Origin of the sequence: Sphingobium sp. SA916 (assembly GCF_002894065.1) — a bacterium.
GTDB lineage: Bacteria > Pseudomonadota > Alphaproteobacteria > Sphingomonadales > Sphingomonadaceae > Sphingobium > Sphingobium fuliginis.
This window is the reverse complement of record NZ_LXYF01000084.1, coordinates 1-14,523: the sequence shown is the minus strand read 5'-3', so window position 1 is coordinate 14,523 and position 14,523 is coordinate 1. Positions and strand designations below refer to the sequence as shown.

Below are 14,523 nucleotides of genomic sequence, written 5' to 3'. Positions count from 1 at the left end.
CCAGGGCTCCCGCGCCGAGCCCAGCGCCAGCGCCACGGCGGCCGCCCCCGCCGCGCCCACCGCGATCATGCTCAGCCGATCGACCCCGCGCCGCCGGTCGACCGTTTCGCGGAACAGGGCAGCGGCGGGCAGGGTCCGTGCCCGCGTCAAGGGCGGCACGGTGAAGATGAAGGCGATCAGCAGTCCGTAAAGCGCGCTGGTGACGAGCGGCCAGGGCGCGATGGCGAAACCGGGCTGCACCGGCAATATGTCCCGCATCGCCGTCACCAGCCCCAGCGGCAGCACGACCCCCGCCGCCAGCCCGCAGCCAATGGCCAGCACGGCCACCGCGCCGATCTGCATCAGATAGATGCGGGCGATGTCGGCGGAGGAAGCGCCCAATATCTTCAACGTCGCAATGCCGTTGCGCTTGATCGCAAGATAGGAGGCTACCCCGTTGCTGACCCCGATCCCCGCTATAGCGAGCGCGGCGAGACCGATCAGCGACAGGAATTGCCCCATCCGCTCCAGGAAACGGCTGGTCCCCGGCGCCGCGCCGTCGCGGTCCTTGATCTCGAAACCGGCAGAGGGGAAGGCGCGCTTCAGCCGCTCGCTCTCAGCCCCGGCATCCCTGCCTGCGTCCAGGCGGATGCGATATTTGCTCTCATACAGGCTGCCCGGCTGGATCAGGCCGCTGCGCCTGATGCCCTCTATGGAGGTGAGCGCGACCGGCCCCAGGGTGAAGCCCTCCCCCACCCGGTCCGGCTCCTCCGCGATGATGTCGCGGATGCGGAAGGTCGCCGCGCCATAGCGCAGGCCATCGCCCGGCTTCACGTCCAGCCGGTCCGCCAGCGCCTGTCCGATGACCAGCTCGTCGGCGCGCATAGGCCCGGCCCGCCCGCCTTTCAGCGCCAGCGCGCCATAAAGCGGGTAGGCCCCGTCCACGCCCTTGAGTTCGGTCAGCACGGCGGAGGGTCCGGCGCCCTCCCCCACCCGCTGCGCCATGGCCCGCAGTCTGATCGTCTCGCTCAGCACGCCCTCGCGCCGGAAGGCCGCCTTCTCCGCCGCGCTGGCCTCGCGCTGGGACATCGCCACCTCGACGTCGCCGCCCAGCAACACCTGCCCCTTGCTCGCAATCTCGCCGGTGATCGCGGCGGTCAGCCCGCCGATGGTCGCCAGCGTCGCCACGCCCAGGAACAGGCAGATGAACAGCAGCCGCAAACCCCGGAAGCCGCGATGCAGGTCGCGTTGGGCGATCCGCCAGCAGCCGCGCCAGCCCAGCGCAGTTTCGGGCCCCGTCACAGCCTCCGGTCCGCGACAATCAGCCCATCGCGCATCTCCACGACGCGGTCGCACCGCTCCGCCAGTCCGGGGTCATGGGTGATGATCACCAATGTCGCGCCATTCGCTTCCCGCCGGGCGAACAGCAGTTCGACGATCGCCCCGCTGGTCGCGCCGTCCAGATTGCCCGTCGGCTCGTCCGCGAAGATGATGTCCGGCCCCGGCGCGACGGCGCGGGCGATGGCCACGCGCTGCTGCTCGCCGCCCGAAAGCTGGGCCGGATAATGGTGCAGCCGGTGCCCAAGTCCCACCGCCTCCAGTTCGCTCGCCGCGCGCGCGAAGGCGTCCCCGAAGCCCGCCAGTTCCAGCGGCACGGCGACATTCTCCACCGCCGTCATGGTCGGCAGCAGGTGGAAGCTCTGCAACACGATGCCCACGCGCCCGCGCCTCGCCCGCGCCAGAGCGTCTTCGTCCAGCGGCCCATAATCGATCCCGGCGACCCGCACTTCGCCGCCGCTGGCGCGCTCCAGCCCCGACAATATCGCCATCAATGACGACTTGCCCGATCCCGACGGCCCGAGGATCGCCAGACTCTCGCCCCTGGGAATGGAAAGGTCGACGCCCTTCAAAATCAGCGTCGGCGCCTCGCGCGTGCCAAGCGAAAGGGTGACATTGCGCGCTTCAATCGCAATATGGGCAAGGGAGGACGAGCCGTGCATCAGCGAAAGGAACCCCATGAAGGCGGGAAGATGGTCGATATATGTGGGCGCCATGGCGATTGTGCAATTGCTCACCGCCTGTTCGGGCGAACCCGCCGCCAACAATAGCGCCGCGCCGACGGCCGAGGTCCGGAACGCCGCAGCCCCGATGGCCGACGGCAAGCTGGTCCTCGCCTTCGGGGACAGCCTCTATGCCGGCTATGGCGTGGCCCAGAATGAAAGCTTCCCCTTCCGCCTCGAACAGGCGCTGAAGGCAAAGGGGCTGGCGGTTCAGGTCCGCAATGCCGGGGTTTCGGGCGAAACCTCGCTGGGCGGCATGCAGCGCCTCGCCTTCACGCTCGACGGCCTGCCGCGCAAGCCCGACCTGCTGTTGCTCGACCTGGGCGGCAACGACATGCTGCGCGGCCTCCCGCCGGAGGACAGCGAGAAGAATCTGCGCGCCATATTGGACCAGCTCAGGCAGCGGCAGATCCCCGTGCTGCTCACCGGCATGATGGCCGCGCCCAATATGGGCAAGGATTATGGCGCGAAGTTCGACGCCATCTATCCCCGACTGGCGAAGGATTACGACCTGCCGCTCTACCCCTTCTTCCTCGACGGCGTGATCGGGAATCCCAGGCTGATGCAGGCCGATTCCATCCATCCCAATCCGGCCGGGGTGAACATCATCGTCGGCAAGATCGCGCCGGTCGTGACGGGCTTGCTGAAGAAAAGCTGAGCGTGACTTGCTCCTGCGAAGGCGCGCTTTAGCCTCTTACCCGATCATCATCAGGCTGGCATTACCCCCCGCAGCCGTCGTGTTGATGGAGGTCGACACTTCCTCCAGCAGCCAATCGAGCGGGTACCCCCCATCCGCCCCCGCCGCATGGACGCTGACGACCGGCCCCGGCATGACGGCCACGTCCCGAACCACCGCACCGATCCGCGCGGCATCGCCCTCGACCAGCACCGCCCCAAGCAGCCCATCCGCCTGCGATGTGAAATGCGCCGCAATAGGCGCGGGCAACCCCAGCGGCAGTTCCATGTCCCACAGCACCCCGCGATTGCCCGTCGCCAGTACCGCCGCCATCTGCTGCAACAACCCCTGCCGCGTCGCGGGCCGCATCCCGATCAGTCCTCGCGGATGCAGCGCATAGAGGTTGCGCTCCCCCACCGGCCCGGGCAGGGTCATCTCAACGCCCAGCGCCGAGGCATCGCCACAGCGCCGCGCCATGGCCGAAGCCTCCGCCTCGCCCTTCGCCGCCAGCCAGTCGGCAAAATCGCTGAGCGGCGACCGGAGCGAACCGGCCCGCTCCGCAAAGACCGGCGGCACCGCCACCAGCCGCCCCAGATAAAGCGGCCCGCCCGCCTTCGGCCCGGTGCCCGACAGGCCCCGCCCGCCAAAGGGCTGTACGCCCACAATGGCGCCGATCACATTGCGGTTCACATAGAGATTGCCCGCCTTCACCCGCCCCGTCACCTGCGCGACGGTATCGTCCAGCCGCGTATGCAAACCGAAGGTCAGGCCATAGCCGGTCGCGTTGATCGCATCGACCAGCGCGTTCAACCCGGTGCGAGGGAAACGGATGACGTGCAGCACCGGCCCGAACACCTCGCGCCGCAATTGCGCGATGTCGTCGATCTCGATGATCGTCGGCGGCACGAAGCTGCCATGCGCGGTTTCCTGCGGCAGCGGCTGCTGCTCCACCGCGCAGCCCAGCGCCCGCATCGCCTCTATATGCCGTTCTATCCCTTCCTTCGCCTCGTCCGTGATGACCGGCCCGATGTCGACCGCCAGCCGGTCGGTCCGCCCGACGCGCAATTCCCTGAGCGCGCCCTTCAGCATCGCCAGCGTCCGGTCCGCCACATCCTCCTGCAGGCAGAGGATGCGCAGCGCCGAACAGCGCTGCCCCGCGCTGTCGAAGGCGGAGGCGATGACATCCGCCACCACCTGCTCCGCCAACGCGGAGCTGTCGACGATCATCGCATTCTGCCCGCCCGTCTCCGCGATCAGCGGAATGGGCCTGCCCGAAGCAGAGAGGCGGGCGGCCAATTGCCGCTGGATCAGCCGCGCCACCTCGGTCGATCCGGTGAACAGCACCCCGGCGGTCTCCGGCGCCGCCACCAGCGCCGCGCCGATCTCCCCAGCGCCGGGCACAAGCTGCAACGCATCCCCCGGCACCCCAGCCTCATGCAGCAACCGCACCGCCTCCGCCGCGATCAGCGGGGTCTCCTCGGCAGGCTTGGCCAGCACTGCATTGCCCGCGACCAAAGCCGCCGCGACCTGCCCGGTGAAGATCGCCAGCGGGAAATTCCAGGGCGAAATGCACACGACCGGCCCCAAGGCCACCTGCGCCGGGCCGAAGGCCGCCCGCGCCTGCGCCGCATAATAGCGCAGGAAATCGATCGCTTCCCGCACTTCGGCTATGGCGTTGGGCAGCGACTTGCCCGCTTCCCGCACGATCAGGCCCAGCAGGATAGGCATGCGCGCCTGCATCGCGTCGGCGGCCCGCTCCAGCATCGCGGCGCGCTCCGCCACCGGCACCTGCGCCCAGCCGCTTTCCTCCGCGCGCAGGACCGCCGCCCGCGCATGGTCCGCCGACGCCTCGAACACCGTCCCCACGACATCGCGCCGATTGGCGGGGTTCAGCACCAGCCGCGCCGTGCCTTCCTCGCCTTCCGGCGCCGCCGTCCAATTGATTTGCGCGCTTTCGGCCAACGCCTGCGTCAGCCTCGCCAGCGCATTCTCGTCGCTCAGGTCGATCCCGTCCGAATTGCGCCGATCCGGATACAGTTGGGACGGCAGCGCGATCTCCGCATGCCGCGCGCCCGGATGCGGCATCGCCAGCACCTGCTCGACCGGGTCCGCGATCATCTCCTCCACCGGCACCGCCGGATCGGCAATACGGTGCACGAAGGAACTGTTCGCGCCATTTTCCAGCAGCCGCCGCACCAGATAGGCGAGCAGCGTCTCATGCGTGCCGACCGGCGCATAGATGCGGCAGGGACGGTCCAGATTCCCCGTCCCCACCACCTGCTCATAGAGCGGCTCGCCCATGCCGTGCAGGCACTGAAACTCATAGTCGCCCAGCGTGAAACCCGGCTCCGCCAGATGATGGACCGTAGCCAGAGTCTGCGCATTATGCGTCGCGAATTGCGGGAACACCCGGTCACGCGCCGCCAGCAGCTTCTTCGCGCAGGCGATATAGGCGACGTCCGTATGCACCTTCCGCGTATAGACCGGGAAGTCGGCCATCCCATCGACCTGCGCCCGCTTGATCTCCGCGTCCCAATAGGCGCCCTTGACCAGCCGCACCATGATCCGCCGCCCGGCGCGCTGGGCCAGATCGACGATCCAGTCGATGACGAAGGGACAGCGCTTGCCATAGGCCTGCACCACGAAGCCCAGCCCGTTCCACCCCGCAAGCTCCGGGTCCAGCGCCAGACTCTCCAGCAGATCGAGCGACAATTCCAGCCGATCCGCCTCCTCCGCGTCGATATTGAGGCCGATGTCATAGCTTTTGGCGAGCAGCGCCAGCTCCTTCACCCGGGGCAGCAATTCCCCCATGACCCGCTCCGCCTGGGCGCGGGAATAGCGCGGATGCAGCGCCGACAGCTTGATCGAGATGCCCGGCCCGGCATAGACGCCGCGCCCGTCCGACGCCCGCCCGATGGCGTGGATCGCCTGCCGGTAATCCTCCAGATAGCGGGCCGCGTCCGCCGCCGTCGCCGCCGCCTCCCCCAGCATGTCATAGCTGTACTGGAAACCCTTTGCCTCCTCCGTCCGCGCCCGCTTCAGCGCTTCCCCGATGGTCTCGCCGGTCACGAACTGCTCGCCCATCATCCGCATGGCGAGGTCCACGCCGCGCCGGATCACCGGCTCGCCCAGCCGCGCCACCAGCCGGGTCAGCGCCGCGCCCAAACCCCGGTCGTCCACGCTGCCGACCAGCTTGCCCGTCACCACCAGCCCCCAGGTCGCCGCATTGACGAACAGCGACTTGCCGCCGCCCAGATGCCCGCCCCAGTCGCCGTCAGCGATCTTGTCGCGGATCAGCGCGTCGCGGGTCGCATCGTCGGGAATGCGCAGCAACGCCTCAGCCAGGCACATCAGCGCCACGCCCTCCTGGCTGGAGAGCGAATATTCCTGCACCAGCGCCTCGACCCCGCTGCCCTTGCCGTTGGCGCGTAGCGTCGTCACCAGCCTGCGCGCCATGTCACGCACCCCCTGCCGCATGGCGTCGGGCAGCGCGGCGGCTTCCAGCAGGGGCGCCATGCACTCTGCTTCATCGCGGCGATAGGCGGCCGTAATGGCCCGGCGGAGCGGCGATTGCGGCCGGATGGCGGGGGCGAAATCGGTGAAGGGGGGCGGGTTCGTCATGTGCGCCATGATAGGGAAATCATGGCATGCAATCCGACTTATAAACAGCTCATATTAAGGCAATCTGCCTTATTAATTGCGATTATCCAGTCAAATCATCCACCGTATCCACCCCAAAAGGGCGAAAATCCGCCTGCCGTCAATCCGCGTCGATCAGGATGCGCACAGCCGCTCCATCCGTATCCTCGAACTGGCCATTGCCCAGCGCCCAGAAAAAGGCCGCCAGCCCCAGCAGCCCCAGCCCAAGCGCAATCGGAATCAACAGGCTGAGACCGGTCATTTCACGACTCCTTTCAGACGCAGGGCATTGGCGATGACGATCAGCGAGGATGTCGACATCGCCACCGCCGCGACCAGCGGCGTCACCTTCCCCGCTATGGCCAGCGGCACCGCCAGCACATTATAGCCGATCGCCAGCGCGAAATTCTGCTTCACCACCGCGACCGTCCGCCGCGCCGCATGCACGGTCAGCGCCACTGGCGCCAGCCTGTCGCCCAGGAATACGGCGTCGGCGGTAAGCTGGCTCGCATCGCTGGCGGAGGCGGGCGCCATGCTGGCATGACCCGCCGCCAGCGCCGGGCCGTCGTTCAGCCCGTCCCCGATCATCAGCACCTTCTCGCCCCTGGCCTTCAGCCGGTCGATCAGCGCCAGCTTGTCGGCGGGGCGCAGATGGCCGATGGCGGTAGTGCGGGTTTCGCGGGCAATCTCCTCCAGCGCTTCGGGCCGGTCGCCGCTGGCGATCAATATCTTCATCCCCATGCCGCGCAGCACGTCCAGCGTTTCCGCCGCATCGGGCCGCAACGCGTCGGTGAAGCCCAGCAGCAAGGCCTGATCCCCGCGCCGATATTCCGCCGCCAGCCCGAACAGGTTGATCAGGCTGCGCGGACGCGCCAGCGACACGGCCACGCCTTCATAGTCCGCGAACACGCCCTCCCCCGCCACTTCGCGTACATTGTCGAGCGCGGCGGGCGTCGCCCCCCGCGCCTCCAGCGCCTGCCGCAAGGCGACGCTCAGCGGATGGCGAGACGCCCGCGACAGGGACAGCAGGATCGACCGGTCGTCGCGCCACAGACGGCGCAAGCCCTGCGGCACCGGACGGCCCAGCGTCAGCGTGCCGGTCTTGTCGAACACCGCTTCGCTGACCTCCGCCAGCCGTTCCAGCGCCGACCCGTCCTTGACCAGCACGCCCCGCCGCATCAACGCGCCGCAGGCGACGATCTGCGCCGCGGGCACCGCCAGCCCCAAGGCGCAAGGACAGGTGATCAGCAACACCGCCACCGCGATCAGCAACGCCTGATGCACCCCCGCCCCGGCGATCATCCACCCCGCGAAGGACAGCGCCGCCAGCAGATGGACGCAGGGCGCATAGAGCCGCGCCGCCCGGTCGGCCAGCCGCACATAGCGCGACTTGCCCTGCCCCGCCTCCTCCATCAGCCGGGCGATGTCGGCAATGACGGTGTCGGCCCCCGCCGCCGTCACCTCCACCCGGATCGGCCCGTCGATGTTGAGCGAGCCCGCCTGCACATCGTCGCCGGGATGCACCCGCACCGGCGCGCTTTCCCCGGTCAGAAAGGCGATGTCGAGCCCGCTTTCGCCCTCCACGACACGCCCGTCGGCGGCCAGCCTTTCGCCTGCCGCCACCAATATCGTCATGCCGGGGCGCAGAGCGTCGGCCCGCGTCCAACGGCTGCTCCCGTTCGCCTCCAGCACCAGCGCCCCCGGCGCGGTCTGCTTCAGCAGCGCCGCCACCCCCGCCCGCGCCCGCCCACGCATCATGCTGTCGAGCGAACGCCCCGCCAGCAGGAAGAACAGCAGCATCACCGCCCCGTCGAACCAGGCATGCGCCCCGCCAGTCACCGTCTCGTAAAGACTCATTCCGGTCGTCAGCAGCACGCCGATGCTGATCGGCACGTCCATATTGGTCCGCCCCTGCCGCAACGCCGCCCAGGCCGAACGGAAGAAGGGCTGGCCCGCATAGGCCACCGTCGGCAGGGCGATCAACGCGGAGAGCCAGTGGAACATCTCCCGCGTAGCCCCCGCCGCCCCGGACCAGACAGACACCGACAGCAGCATGATGTTCATCGCCGCGAAGCCCGCCACCACCAGCGCCCGCGTCAGCCGCCGGCTTTCGGCCGCCGCGACATCCAGCCCCGCATCGGCCAGCGGCTCCGCCTCGAATCCCAAAGCGGCGATGGCGGCGCGCAGGTCGGGCGGGGTCAGCGCCGGATCGTGCCGGATGGCGACCCGCTTCGCGCCCATATTGACCCGCGCCGACACTATGCCGGGCTGGCGGGGAAGCCCCTCCTCGATCCTGGCGATGCAGCCGACGCAATGGATGCCGGGGACGGCGAACAGGCTTTCGACCGTCTCTTCCGCCACCGGATCGGGGATCAGCGCCTTCGTGGCCATCAGTCGACCTCCCTCAACAGATGCTCCTCGCGCCCGGCAAGACGAAGGTCGAAGCGGACCTGCCAGCGCCCCTTCGGCAAGGCCCGGTCGCTGGCATAGACGCCCGGCGCGGTCTCGCGAAAGACCAGCGACAGGTCCGGCGTCCGCCCCAGCGGATGCTGCGCCACCGCCGTCACCTGGCCGCCCGCCACTGGCGCGCCCCTGGCGTCGGTAAGGGCCAAGCCGACATGCCGCGCAGTATCCAGCGTCACCCTGTCCCGCCATCCCAGCCGCTTCTGCGCCCGCGCCTCCGCCAGCCAGCCATTGAATTTCTGGCTGGCGACATAGCTGTTCTCGACCACCGTGCCGCCGAAGGACCGCACCGCAACGGTCGCCATCAGCATGTTGACCGCGATCACCACGGCGAAGAACGCCGCCAATATCGCCGTCATGTGCCAGCCGGTGAAGCGGCGCATGGGGGATGGAGCAGGGGTCATGCTTCAGGGCCTTTCAAATCGGGCGGGTTCGCTGGCGCTGCCGCCTTCGCGATCGATGGCGCGCACGGTGAAGCGGAAATCCTGCCGCGCCGGGCCGCCGGACGGCAGCGTCAGGAAGATGCGCAGCTTCGCCACGCTGTCGGCGGGCACGGTCGTCCGCACCGTCGCGGCGGCATTCTCCCGCGACCCCGCATCGGTCCACATCCGGCCGCCGGGCAGGCCGGCGAGGCCCACCTCCATCGGTCGGGGCCGCGCCTGCATATTGCGCAGCTTGACCGTATAGGCGTTGCGGATCGCGCCATCGGACAGGCGCACGAAGATCGGATTGCGGTCCTGCTGCGCGCTGATCTCCAGCCGCTCGCGCGCGCCCAGCGCGAACAGCATGGCCGCGCCGATCCCCGCCCAGACCGCGAAATAGGCGATGGTGCGCGGCCGCAGCAGAGTCTTCAGCACCGGTCGCGGCGCCGCGCCCTTCTGCTCCGCCTCCGCATCGTCCTGCGTGCAATAATCGATCAGACCGCGTGGCCGCCCGACCTGCGCCATCACCTTGTCGCAGGCGTCGATGCAGAGCGCGCAGGTGATGCAGCCGATCTGCGGCCCTTCGCGAATGTCGATGCCGGTCGGGCAGACCGCGACGCACTGGTTGCAATCCACGCAGTCGCCAAACGCGCCCGGATGCGCCTGGGCCTTCTTCAGGCTCCCGCGCTTCTCCCCGCGCCAATGCTTGTAGGTGACGATCAGTGACTTCTCGTCCAGCATCGCGGTCTGGATGCGCGGCCAGGGGCACATATAGATGCACACCTGCTCCCGCATGAACCCGCCCAGCACGAAGGTCGTCGCGGTCAGCACGAAAGTCGTCGCATAGGCTTGCCACGCGGCGGTCCCGCTCCAGAACTCCCGTTGCAGCGTCGGGGCGTCCGCGAAATAGAATATCCACGCGCCCCCGGTGACGAAAGCGATCCCCAGCCAGACCGACCATTTGAAAAGCCGCCGGGCGATCTTCACCGCCCCCCATGGCGCCTTGGCGAGCCGCAACTGCGCATTGCGGTCGCCGTCCACGAAACGCTCGACATGCTGGTAGAGGTCGGTCCAGACCGTCTGCGGACAGGCATAGCCGCACCAGGCCCGACCCACCGCCGACGTGACGAGGAACAGCCCGATCCCCGCCATGATCAGCAGGCCCGCGACATAATAAAATTCCTGCGGCCATATCTCGATGGAGAACATGTAGAAGCGCCGATGGGCCAGATCGACCAGCACCGCCTGATCCGGCGCATAAGGCCCGCGGTCCCAGCGCAGCCAGGGCGTGCCCCAGTAGATGGTCAGCGTCACCGCCATGATCGCCCATTTCAGGCGGCGGTAGAAGCCGTCCACCGCCTTGGGATAGACGCCCTTGCGCTTCTCATAGAGCGAGGCGGAGCCGGACATGAACATGGCTTATCGACCTGCCCCCGCACCAGCGGGAGGGGCCGCCTCACCCCCGCCCAGGCTGTGCACATAGGCCGCCAGCATCCGGATGGTCGCCTTGTCCAGCTTGTCGTCCCAGCGCGGCATCACGCCATGGCGGCTGTTCCAGACGGTCTCGCGGATGGTCCCCGCATCGCCCCCGTAAAGCCAGATCGCATCGGTCAGATTGGGCGCGCCCAGCTCCCGGTTGCCCTTGCCCGCCGGGCCATGGCAGACCGCGCAATTATCGGCAAAGACCTTGTCCCCGCGCCGCGAAGCCGCGCTCGGACGGTCCTGCCCGCTGATCGCCCGGACATGCGCCACCACATCGTCCACCTGCGCCGCCGTCAGCAACTGGTCCTTGCCGAAGGCCGGCATCAGCGACTGGCGGGTCGCATCATGATCGGGATTGCGGACGCCATCGGTGATCGTCTTCTCGATCGTCGCCAGATCGCCGCCCCACAGCCAGTCGTCGTCATTGAGGTTGGGATAACCCCTGGACCCCGCCGCCCCCGACCCATGGCATTGGACGCAATGCACCCGGAACGCCGCGCGCCCGCCCTCGACCGCCTGCTGCATCATTTCCGGCCGCCCCGGCAGCGCCGTAATCGGCGTCTCCGCAATCGCCCGGCGGATCGGCGCAATCTGCCTTTCCCGCGCCGCCAATTCCCTGTCCAGCGCCCCCCGGCTCGACCAGCCCAGCATGCCTCCGGTCGCCCGGTCGATCATTGGGATAGCCGGATAGGCGATCATATAACCGATAGCGAACAGGATCGTCGCGTAGAAGGTCCACAGCCACCAGCGCGGCAAAGGCGTGTCCAGTTCCTGGATGCCGTCCCATTCATGATGCTTGATCTCCGTCCCGGTGGCGGGATCGATGCGCTTGTCGTCAGCCATGCCCGGCCTCCGTCTGATCGTCGAAAATGGCGAGCGCGGCCTCCGCGCTGCGTTGCCGCCCATGGGGCAGGAAGTGCCAGCCGATGAGGGCCACATAGAGCACCCCCATGAAGACCAGCCCCCAGCTATCGGCAAAATGCCGCAAGGCGTCGTAGCTCATCTGTCGACCTCCTGCGGTTTCGCGCTGTCCACATCGACCAGCGTGCCCAGCATCTGGAGATAGGCGACCAGCGCGTCCATCTCGGTCAGCTTGCCCGGATCGCCGTCGAAATCGCGCGCCTGCGCCTTGGGATAGCGTTTCAGCAGGTCGCTGCTGTCCGCATCCGGATCGGCCTGCGCCTTCAGGTCGTCATTCGCCCTGGCGATGTCGTCCTTCGTATAGGGAACGCCGACATCATTGAGCGCCGTCAGGTCCTTGCGCATGTCGGGCAGCTTCAATTCCCGCTCCGCCAGGAAGGCATAGCCGGGCATGATCGATTCCGGCACCACGGCGCGTGGGTCCTTCAGATGCTGGACATGCCATTCGTCCGAATAGCGGCCGCCCACCCGCGCCAGATCCGGCCCGGTCCGCTTCGACCCCCACTGGAAGGGGTGATCGTACATGCTCTCGGCGGCAAGGCTGTAATGGCCATAGCGTTCCGTCTCGTCCCGGAAGGGCCGGATCATCTGGCTATGACAATTATAGCAGCCTTCGCGTATGTAGATGTTCCGCCCCGCCAGCTCCAGCGGCGTATAGGGACGCACGCCCTCCACTTTCTCGATCGTATTGTCGATCCAGAAAAGCGGCGCGATCTCCACAATGCCGCCGATGGCGACTGTAATCAGGGCGGCGATGCCCAGCAGCGAAACATTCCGCTCCAGCCTGCCATGATCGAAGAATTTACCCTTGGTCTTGGTTGCCATTCTCAAAGTCCTCAAATCGAGGGAAACTTCCAACCCCCGTTCGCCCTGAGCCTGTCGAAGCCTGTCCTGAGCGCCTGCCTTGCAGGCAGTCGAAGGGGGCTTTTCTTCTTATTGAAGAGCAGGCCCAGCCCGAACGGAGAGGGGTTTCAGGTCGCCGCGGGCACCAATGGTCTGTCCGCCGCAGCATCATAAGCCGCATCGTTCATCGGCTTCTCCACACGCAACGGACTGCCCGCGATGGTCTTGCCGATGTTCCAGGCCATGACGATCGCGCCGCTCAGGTACAGAAGACCTCCCGCCGCCCGGATCAGGTACATGGGGAACATGGCGCTCACCACTTCGGAGAAGGCGTAGACCAGATAACCGTCGCTGCCATATTCGCGCCACATCAACCCCTGCATGATGCCAGCGACCCACATCGACGCCGCGTAGAGGACGATGCCCACCGTCGCCAGCCAGAAGTGCCAGTTCACCAACCGAAGACTGTACAGCCGCTCCCGCTTCCACAGTCTTGGCGTCAGATAATAGAGGCAGGCGAAAGTGATGAGGCCATTCCAGCCCAGCGCACCACTATGCACATGGCCGATGGTCCAGTCGGTATAGTGGGAGAGACTGTTGACCGCCTTCACCGACATCATCGGACCTTCGAAGGTAGACATGCCGTAGAAGGCCAGCGCCATCACCATCATGCGGATGATCGGATCGGTGCGAATGCGGTCCCATGCGCCGTTCAGCGTCATGAGGCCATTGATCATCCCGCCCCAGCTCGGCATCCACAGCATGACCGAAAAGACCATGCCCAAAGTCTGCGCCCAGTCGGGCAACGCGGTATAATGAAGATGGTGCGGACCCGCCCAGATATAGAGGAAGATCAGCGACCAGAAATGGATGATGGAAAGCCTGTAACTATAGACCGGCCGTTCCGCCTGCTTGGGCACGAAATAATACATCATGGCCAGGAAACCGGCGGTCAGGAAGAAACCGACCGCATTATGCCCGTACCACCATTGGGTCAGCGCATCCTGCACGCCCGCGAAAGCGCTGTAGCTCTTGGACCCGAGCCAGCTCACCGGCATGGAAAGATTGTTGACGATGTGCAGCATCGCGATCGTCAGGATGAAGCTCAGGTAAAACCAGTTCGCCACATAGATATGCGGCTCGCTGCGGCGCAGGATGGTGCCGCCGAACACAACCAGATAGGCGACCCAGACGATGGTCAGCCACAGGTCGACATACCATTCCGGCTCCGCATATTCCTTGCCCTCGGTGATGCCCAGCAGATAGCCGGTCGCCGCCAGCACGATGAAAAGCTGATAGCCCCAGAAGACGAACCGGGCGAGCGCCGGAAAGGCCAGCCGCGCCCGGCACGTCCGCTGCACCACGTAGAAGCTGGTTGCGATCAGCGCATTGCCCCCGAAGGCGAAGATCACGGCGGAGGTATGCAGCGGCCGCAGCCGCCCGAAACTGGTATATTCAATCCCCAGGTTGAGCGCCGGAAAGGCCAGTTGAAGCGCGATGTACAACCCCGCCAGAAAGCCCGCCAGCCCCCAGAAGACGGTCGCGATCACGCCCCAGCGGATCGGGTCGTCGTCATATTTCCCCTGGGATGCGGGCATCTTCAGCAGCCCGCGGGTGATCGCCTCATAATCGGCGTGCCGCATCGTCAGCACGGCGACGGCCAGCGCGGCCGCGCAGACGATCCCCATATGCACGGCAAAGCCGAAGTCCGCCGCCGCCAGCGCCGCCAGAAAGGCCAGCGTCGCGAGCGCGAACCAGCCGCCCGTCTTCCAAACCAGTTGCTCCATAGGATTTCCCCGTCAAAGGCTTTGCGGCGTCCTTCGTCCGGGAGCCGCCCTTATGCATTGACCTCTGTCAAAGCCCGCGCCGCAGGTATGTAGGGGAATGTCCGTATCGGGTGGATTGCGGACATTCCTCCTCCCGCAGGCGGGAGGGGGCTAGGGGGTGGGCTGGCGCGACATCAGCGTGAATTTTCAACGGCTAAGCTGGAAGCTCGCTGCGCTCGCACCCACCCCTAACCCCTCCCGCCTGCGGGAGG

Annotated in this window: 12 protein-coding genes; 1 reads left to right on the top strand and 11 read right to left on the bottom strand. The window is 67.1% G+C overall.

Features of this window, described 5'->3' with window-relative positions; translation table 11 throughout:
* Both A8G00_RS22120 and A8G00_RS22115 read right to left on the bottom strand, forming a co-directional pair.
* The coding region (locus A8G00_RS22120) for an FtsX-like permease family protein (RefSeq protein WP_146032636.1) at positions 1 to 1,281 on the bottom strand (1,281 nt) is incomplete at its 3' end.
* Entirely contained in the window at positions 1,278 to 1,979 is a 702-nt protein-coding gene (locus A8G00_RS22115; protein WP_172451950.1) for an ABC transporter ATP-binding protein, read from the bottom strand. The genes A8G00_RS22120 and A8G00_RS22115, both read right to left, overlap by 4 nt.
* 16 nt (positions 1,980 to 1,995) lie before the next feature.
* Here A8G00_RS22115 and A8G00_RS22110 point away from each other — a divergent pair, with 16 nt between their 5' ends.
* Positions 1,996 to 2,697, top strand: coding sequence for an arylesterase (locus tag A8G00_RS22110; protein ID WP_103001699.1), 702 nt, complete (start codon positions 1,996 to 1,998; stop codon positions 2,695 to 2,697).
* Positions 2,698 to 2,733: 36 nt separating this feature from the next.
* On the opposite strand, the gene putA is transcribed toward A8G00_RS22110, so the two are convergent.
* The 9 genes from putA to ccoN form a co-directional block, all read right to left on the bottom strand.
* Entirely contained in the window at positions 2,734 to 6,336 is a 3,603-nt protein-coding gene (putA, locus tag A8G00_RS22105; RefSeq protein ID WP_103001701.1) for a trifunctional transcriptional regulator/proline dehydrogenase/L-glutamate gamma-semialdehyde dehydrogenase, read from the bottom strand.
* Between the two features lie 139 nt (positions 6,337 to 6,475).
* Entirely contained in the window at positions 6,476 to 6,616 is a 141-nt protein-coding gene (gene ccoS, locus A8G00_RS22100; protein ID WP_065847767.1) for a cbb3-type cytochrome oxidase assembly protein CcoS, read from the bottom strand.
* Positions 6,613 to 8,745 (bottom strand): cation-translocating P-type ATPase, encoded by a 2,133-nt coding sequence (locus A8G00_RS22095; protein WP_103001698.1) that lies wholly within the window; start codon positions 8,743 to 8,745, stop codon positions 6,613 to 6,615. Before A8G00_RS22095 ends, ccoS begins: the two co-directional genes overlap by 4 nt.
* Entirely contained in the window at positions 8,745 to 9,221 is a 477-nt protein-coding gene (locus A8G00_RS22090) for a FixH family protein (protein WP_103001697.1), read from the bottom strand. The genes A8G00_RS22095 and A8G00_RS22090 overlap by 1 nt, the downstream gene beginning before the upstream one ends.
* Before the next feature lie 3 nt (positions 9,222 to 9,224).
* Entirely contained in the window at positions 9,225 to 10,655 is a 1,431-nt protein-coding gene (gene ccoG, locus A8G00_RS22085; protein ID WP_103001696.1) for a cytochrome c oxidase accessory protein CcoG, read from the bottom strand.
* A gap of 3 nt (positions 10,656 to 10,658) precedes the next feature.
* Entirely contained in the window at positions 10,659 to 11,564 is a 906-nt protein-coding gene (ccoP, locus tag A8G00_RS22080; protein WP_103001695.1) for a cytochrome-c oxidase, cbb3-type subunit III, read from the bottom strand.
* Positions 11,557 to 11,724: a cbb3-type cytochrome c oxidase subunit 3 gene (locus A8G00_RS22075; RefSeq protein ID WP_025551933.1), complete on the bottom strand. Its 168-nt coding sequence runs from the start codon at positions 11,722 to 11,724 to the stop codon at positions 11,557 to 11,559. The genes ccoP and A8G00_RS22075 overlap by 8 nt, the downstream gene beginning before the upstream one ends.
* A complete protein-coding gene (gene ccoO / locus A8G00_RS22070; RefSeq protein ID WP_061940475.1) occupies positions 11,721 to 12,467 on the bottom strand; it encodes a cytochrome-c oxidase, cbb3-type subunit II in 747 nt (248 codons plus the stop codon). The genes A8G00_RS22075 and ccoO overlap by 4 nt, the downstream gene beginning before the upstream one ends.
* 146 nt (positions 12,468 to 12,613) lie before the next feature.
* Positions 12,614 to 14,272, bottom strand: coding sequence for a cytochrome-c oxidase, cbb3-type subunit I (ccoN, locus tag A8G00_RS22065; RefSeq protein WP_103001694.1), 1,659 nt, complete (start codon positions 14,270 to 14,272; stop codon positions 12,614 to 12,616).
* Positions 14,273 to 14,523 lie beyond the last annotated feature (251 nt).

Bases quoted from the DNA above. Each gene is read 5' to 3' on its own strand.
- ccoG (WP_103001696.1), bottom strand. From the start codon at position 10,655: ATGTTCATGTCCGGCTCCGCCTCGCTCTATGAGAAGCGCAAGGGCGTC.
- ccoO (WP_061940475.1), bottom strand. From the start codon at position 12,467: ATGGCAACCAAGACCAAGGGTAAATTCTTCGATCATGGCAGGCTGGAG.
- ccoP (WP_103001695.1), bottom strand. From the start codon at position 11,564: ATGGCTGACGACAAGCGCATCGATCCCGCCACCGGGACGGAGATCAAG.
- A8G00_RS22095 (WP_103001698.1), bottom strand. From the start codon at position 8,745: ATGGCCACGAAGGCGCTGATCCCCGATCCGGTGGCGGAAGAGACGGTC.
- A8G00_RS22115 (WP_172451950.1), bottom strand. From the start codon at position 1,979: ATGCACGGCTCGTCCTCCCTTGCCCATATTGCGATTGAAGCGCGCAAT.
- A8G00_RS22090 (WP_103001697.1), bottom strand. From the start codon at position 9,221: ATGACCCCTGCTCCATCCCCCATGCGCCGCTTCACCGGCTGGCACATG.
- ccoS (WP_065847767.1), bottom strand. From the start codon at position 6,616: ATGACCGGTCTCAGCCTGTTGATTCCGATTGCGCTTGGGCTGGGGCTG.
- ccoN (WP_103001694.1), bottom strand. From the start codon at position 14,272: ATGGAGCAACTGGTTTGGAAGACGGGCGGCTGGTTCGCGCTCGCGACG.
- A8G00_RS22110 (WP_103001699.1), top strand. From the start codon at position 1,996: ATGAAGGCGGGAAGATGGTCGATATATGTGGGCGCCATGGCGATTGTG.
- putA (WP_103001701.1), bottom strand. From the start codon at position 6,336: ATGACGAACCCGCCCCCCTTCACCGATTTCGCCCCCGCCATCCGGCCG.
- A8G00_RS22075 (WP_025551933.1), bottom strand. From the start codon at position 11,724: ATGAGCTACGACGCCTTGCGGCATTTTGCCGATAGCTGGGGGCTGGTC.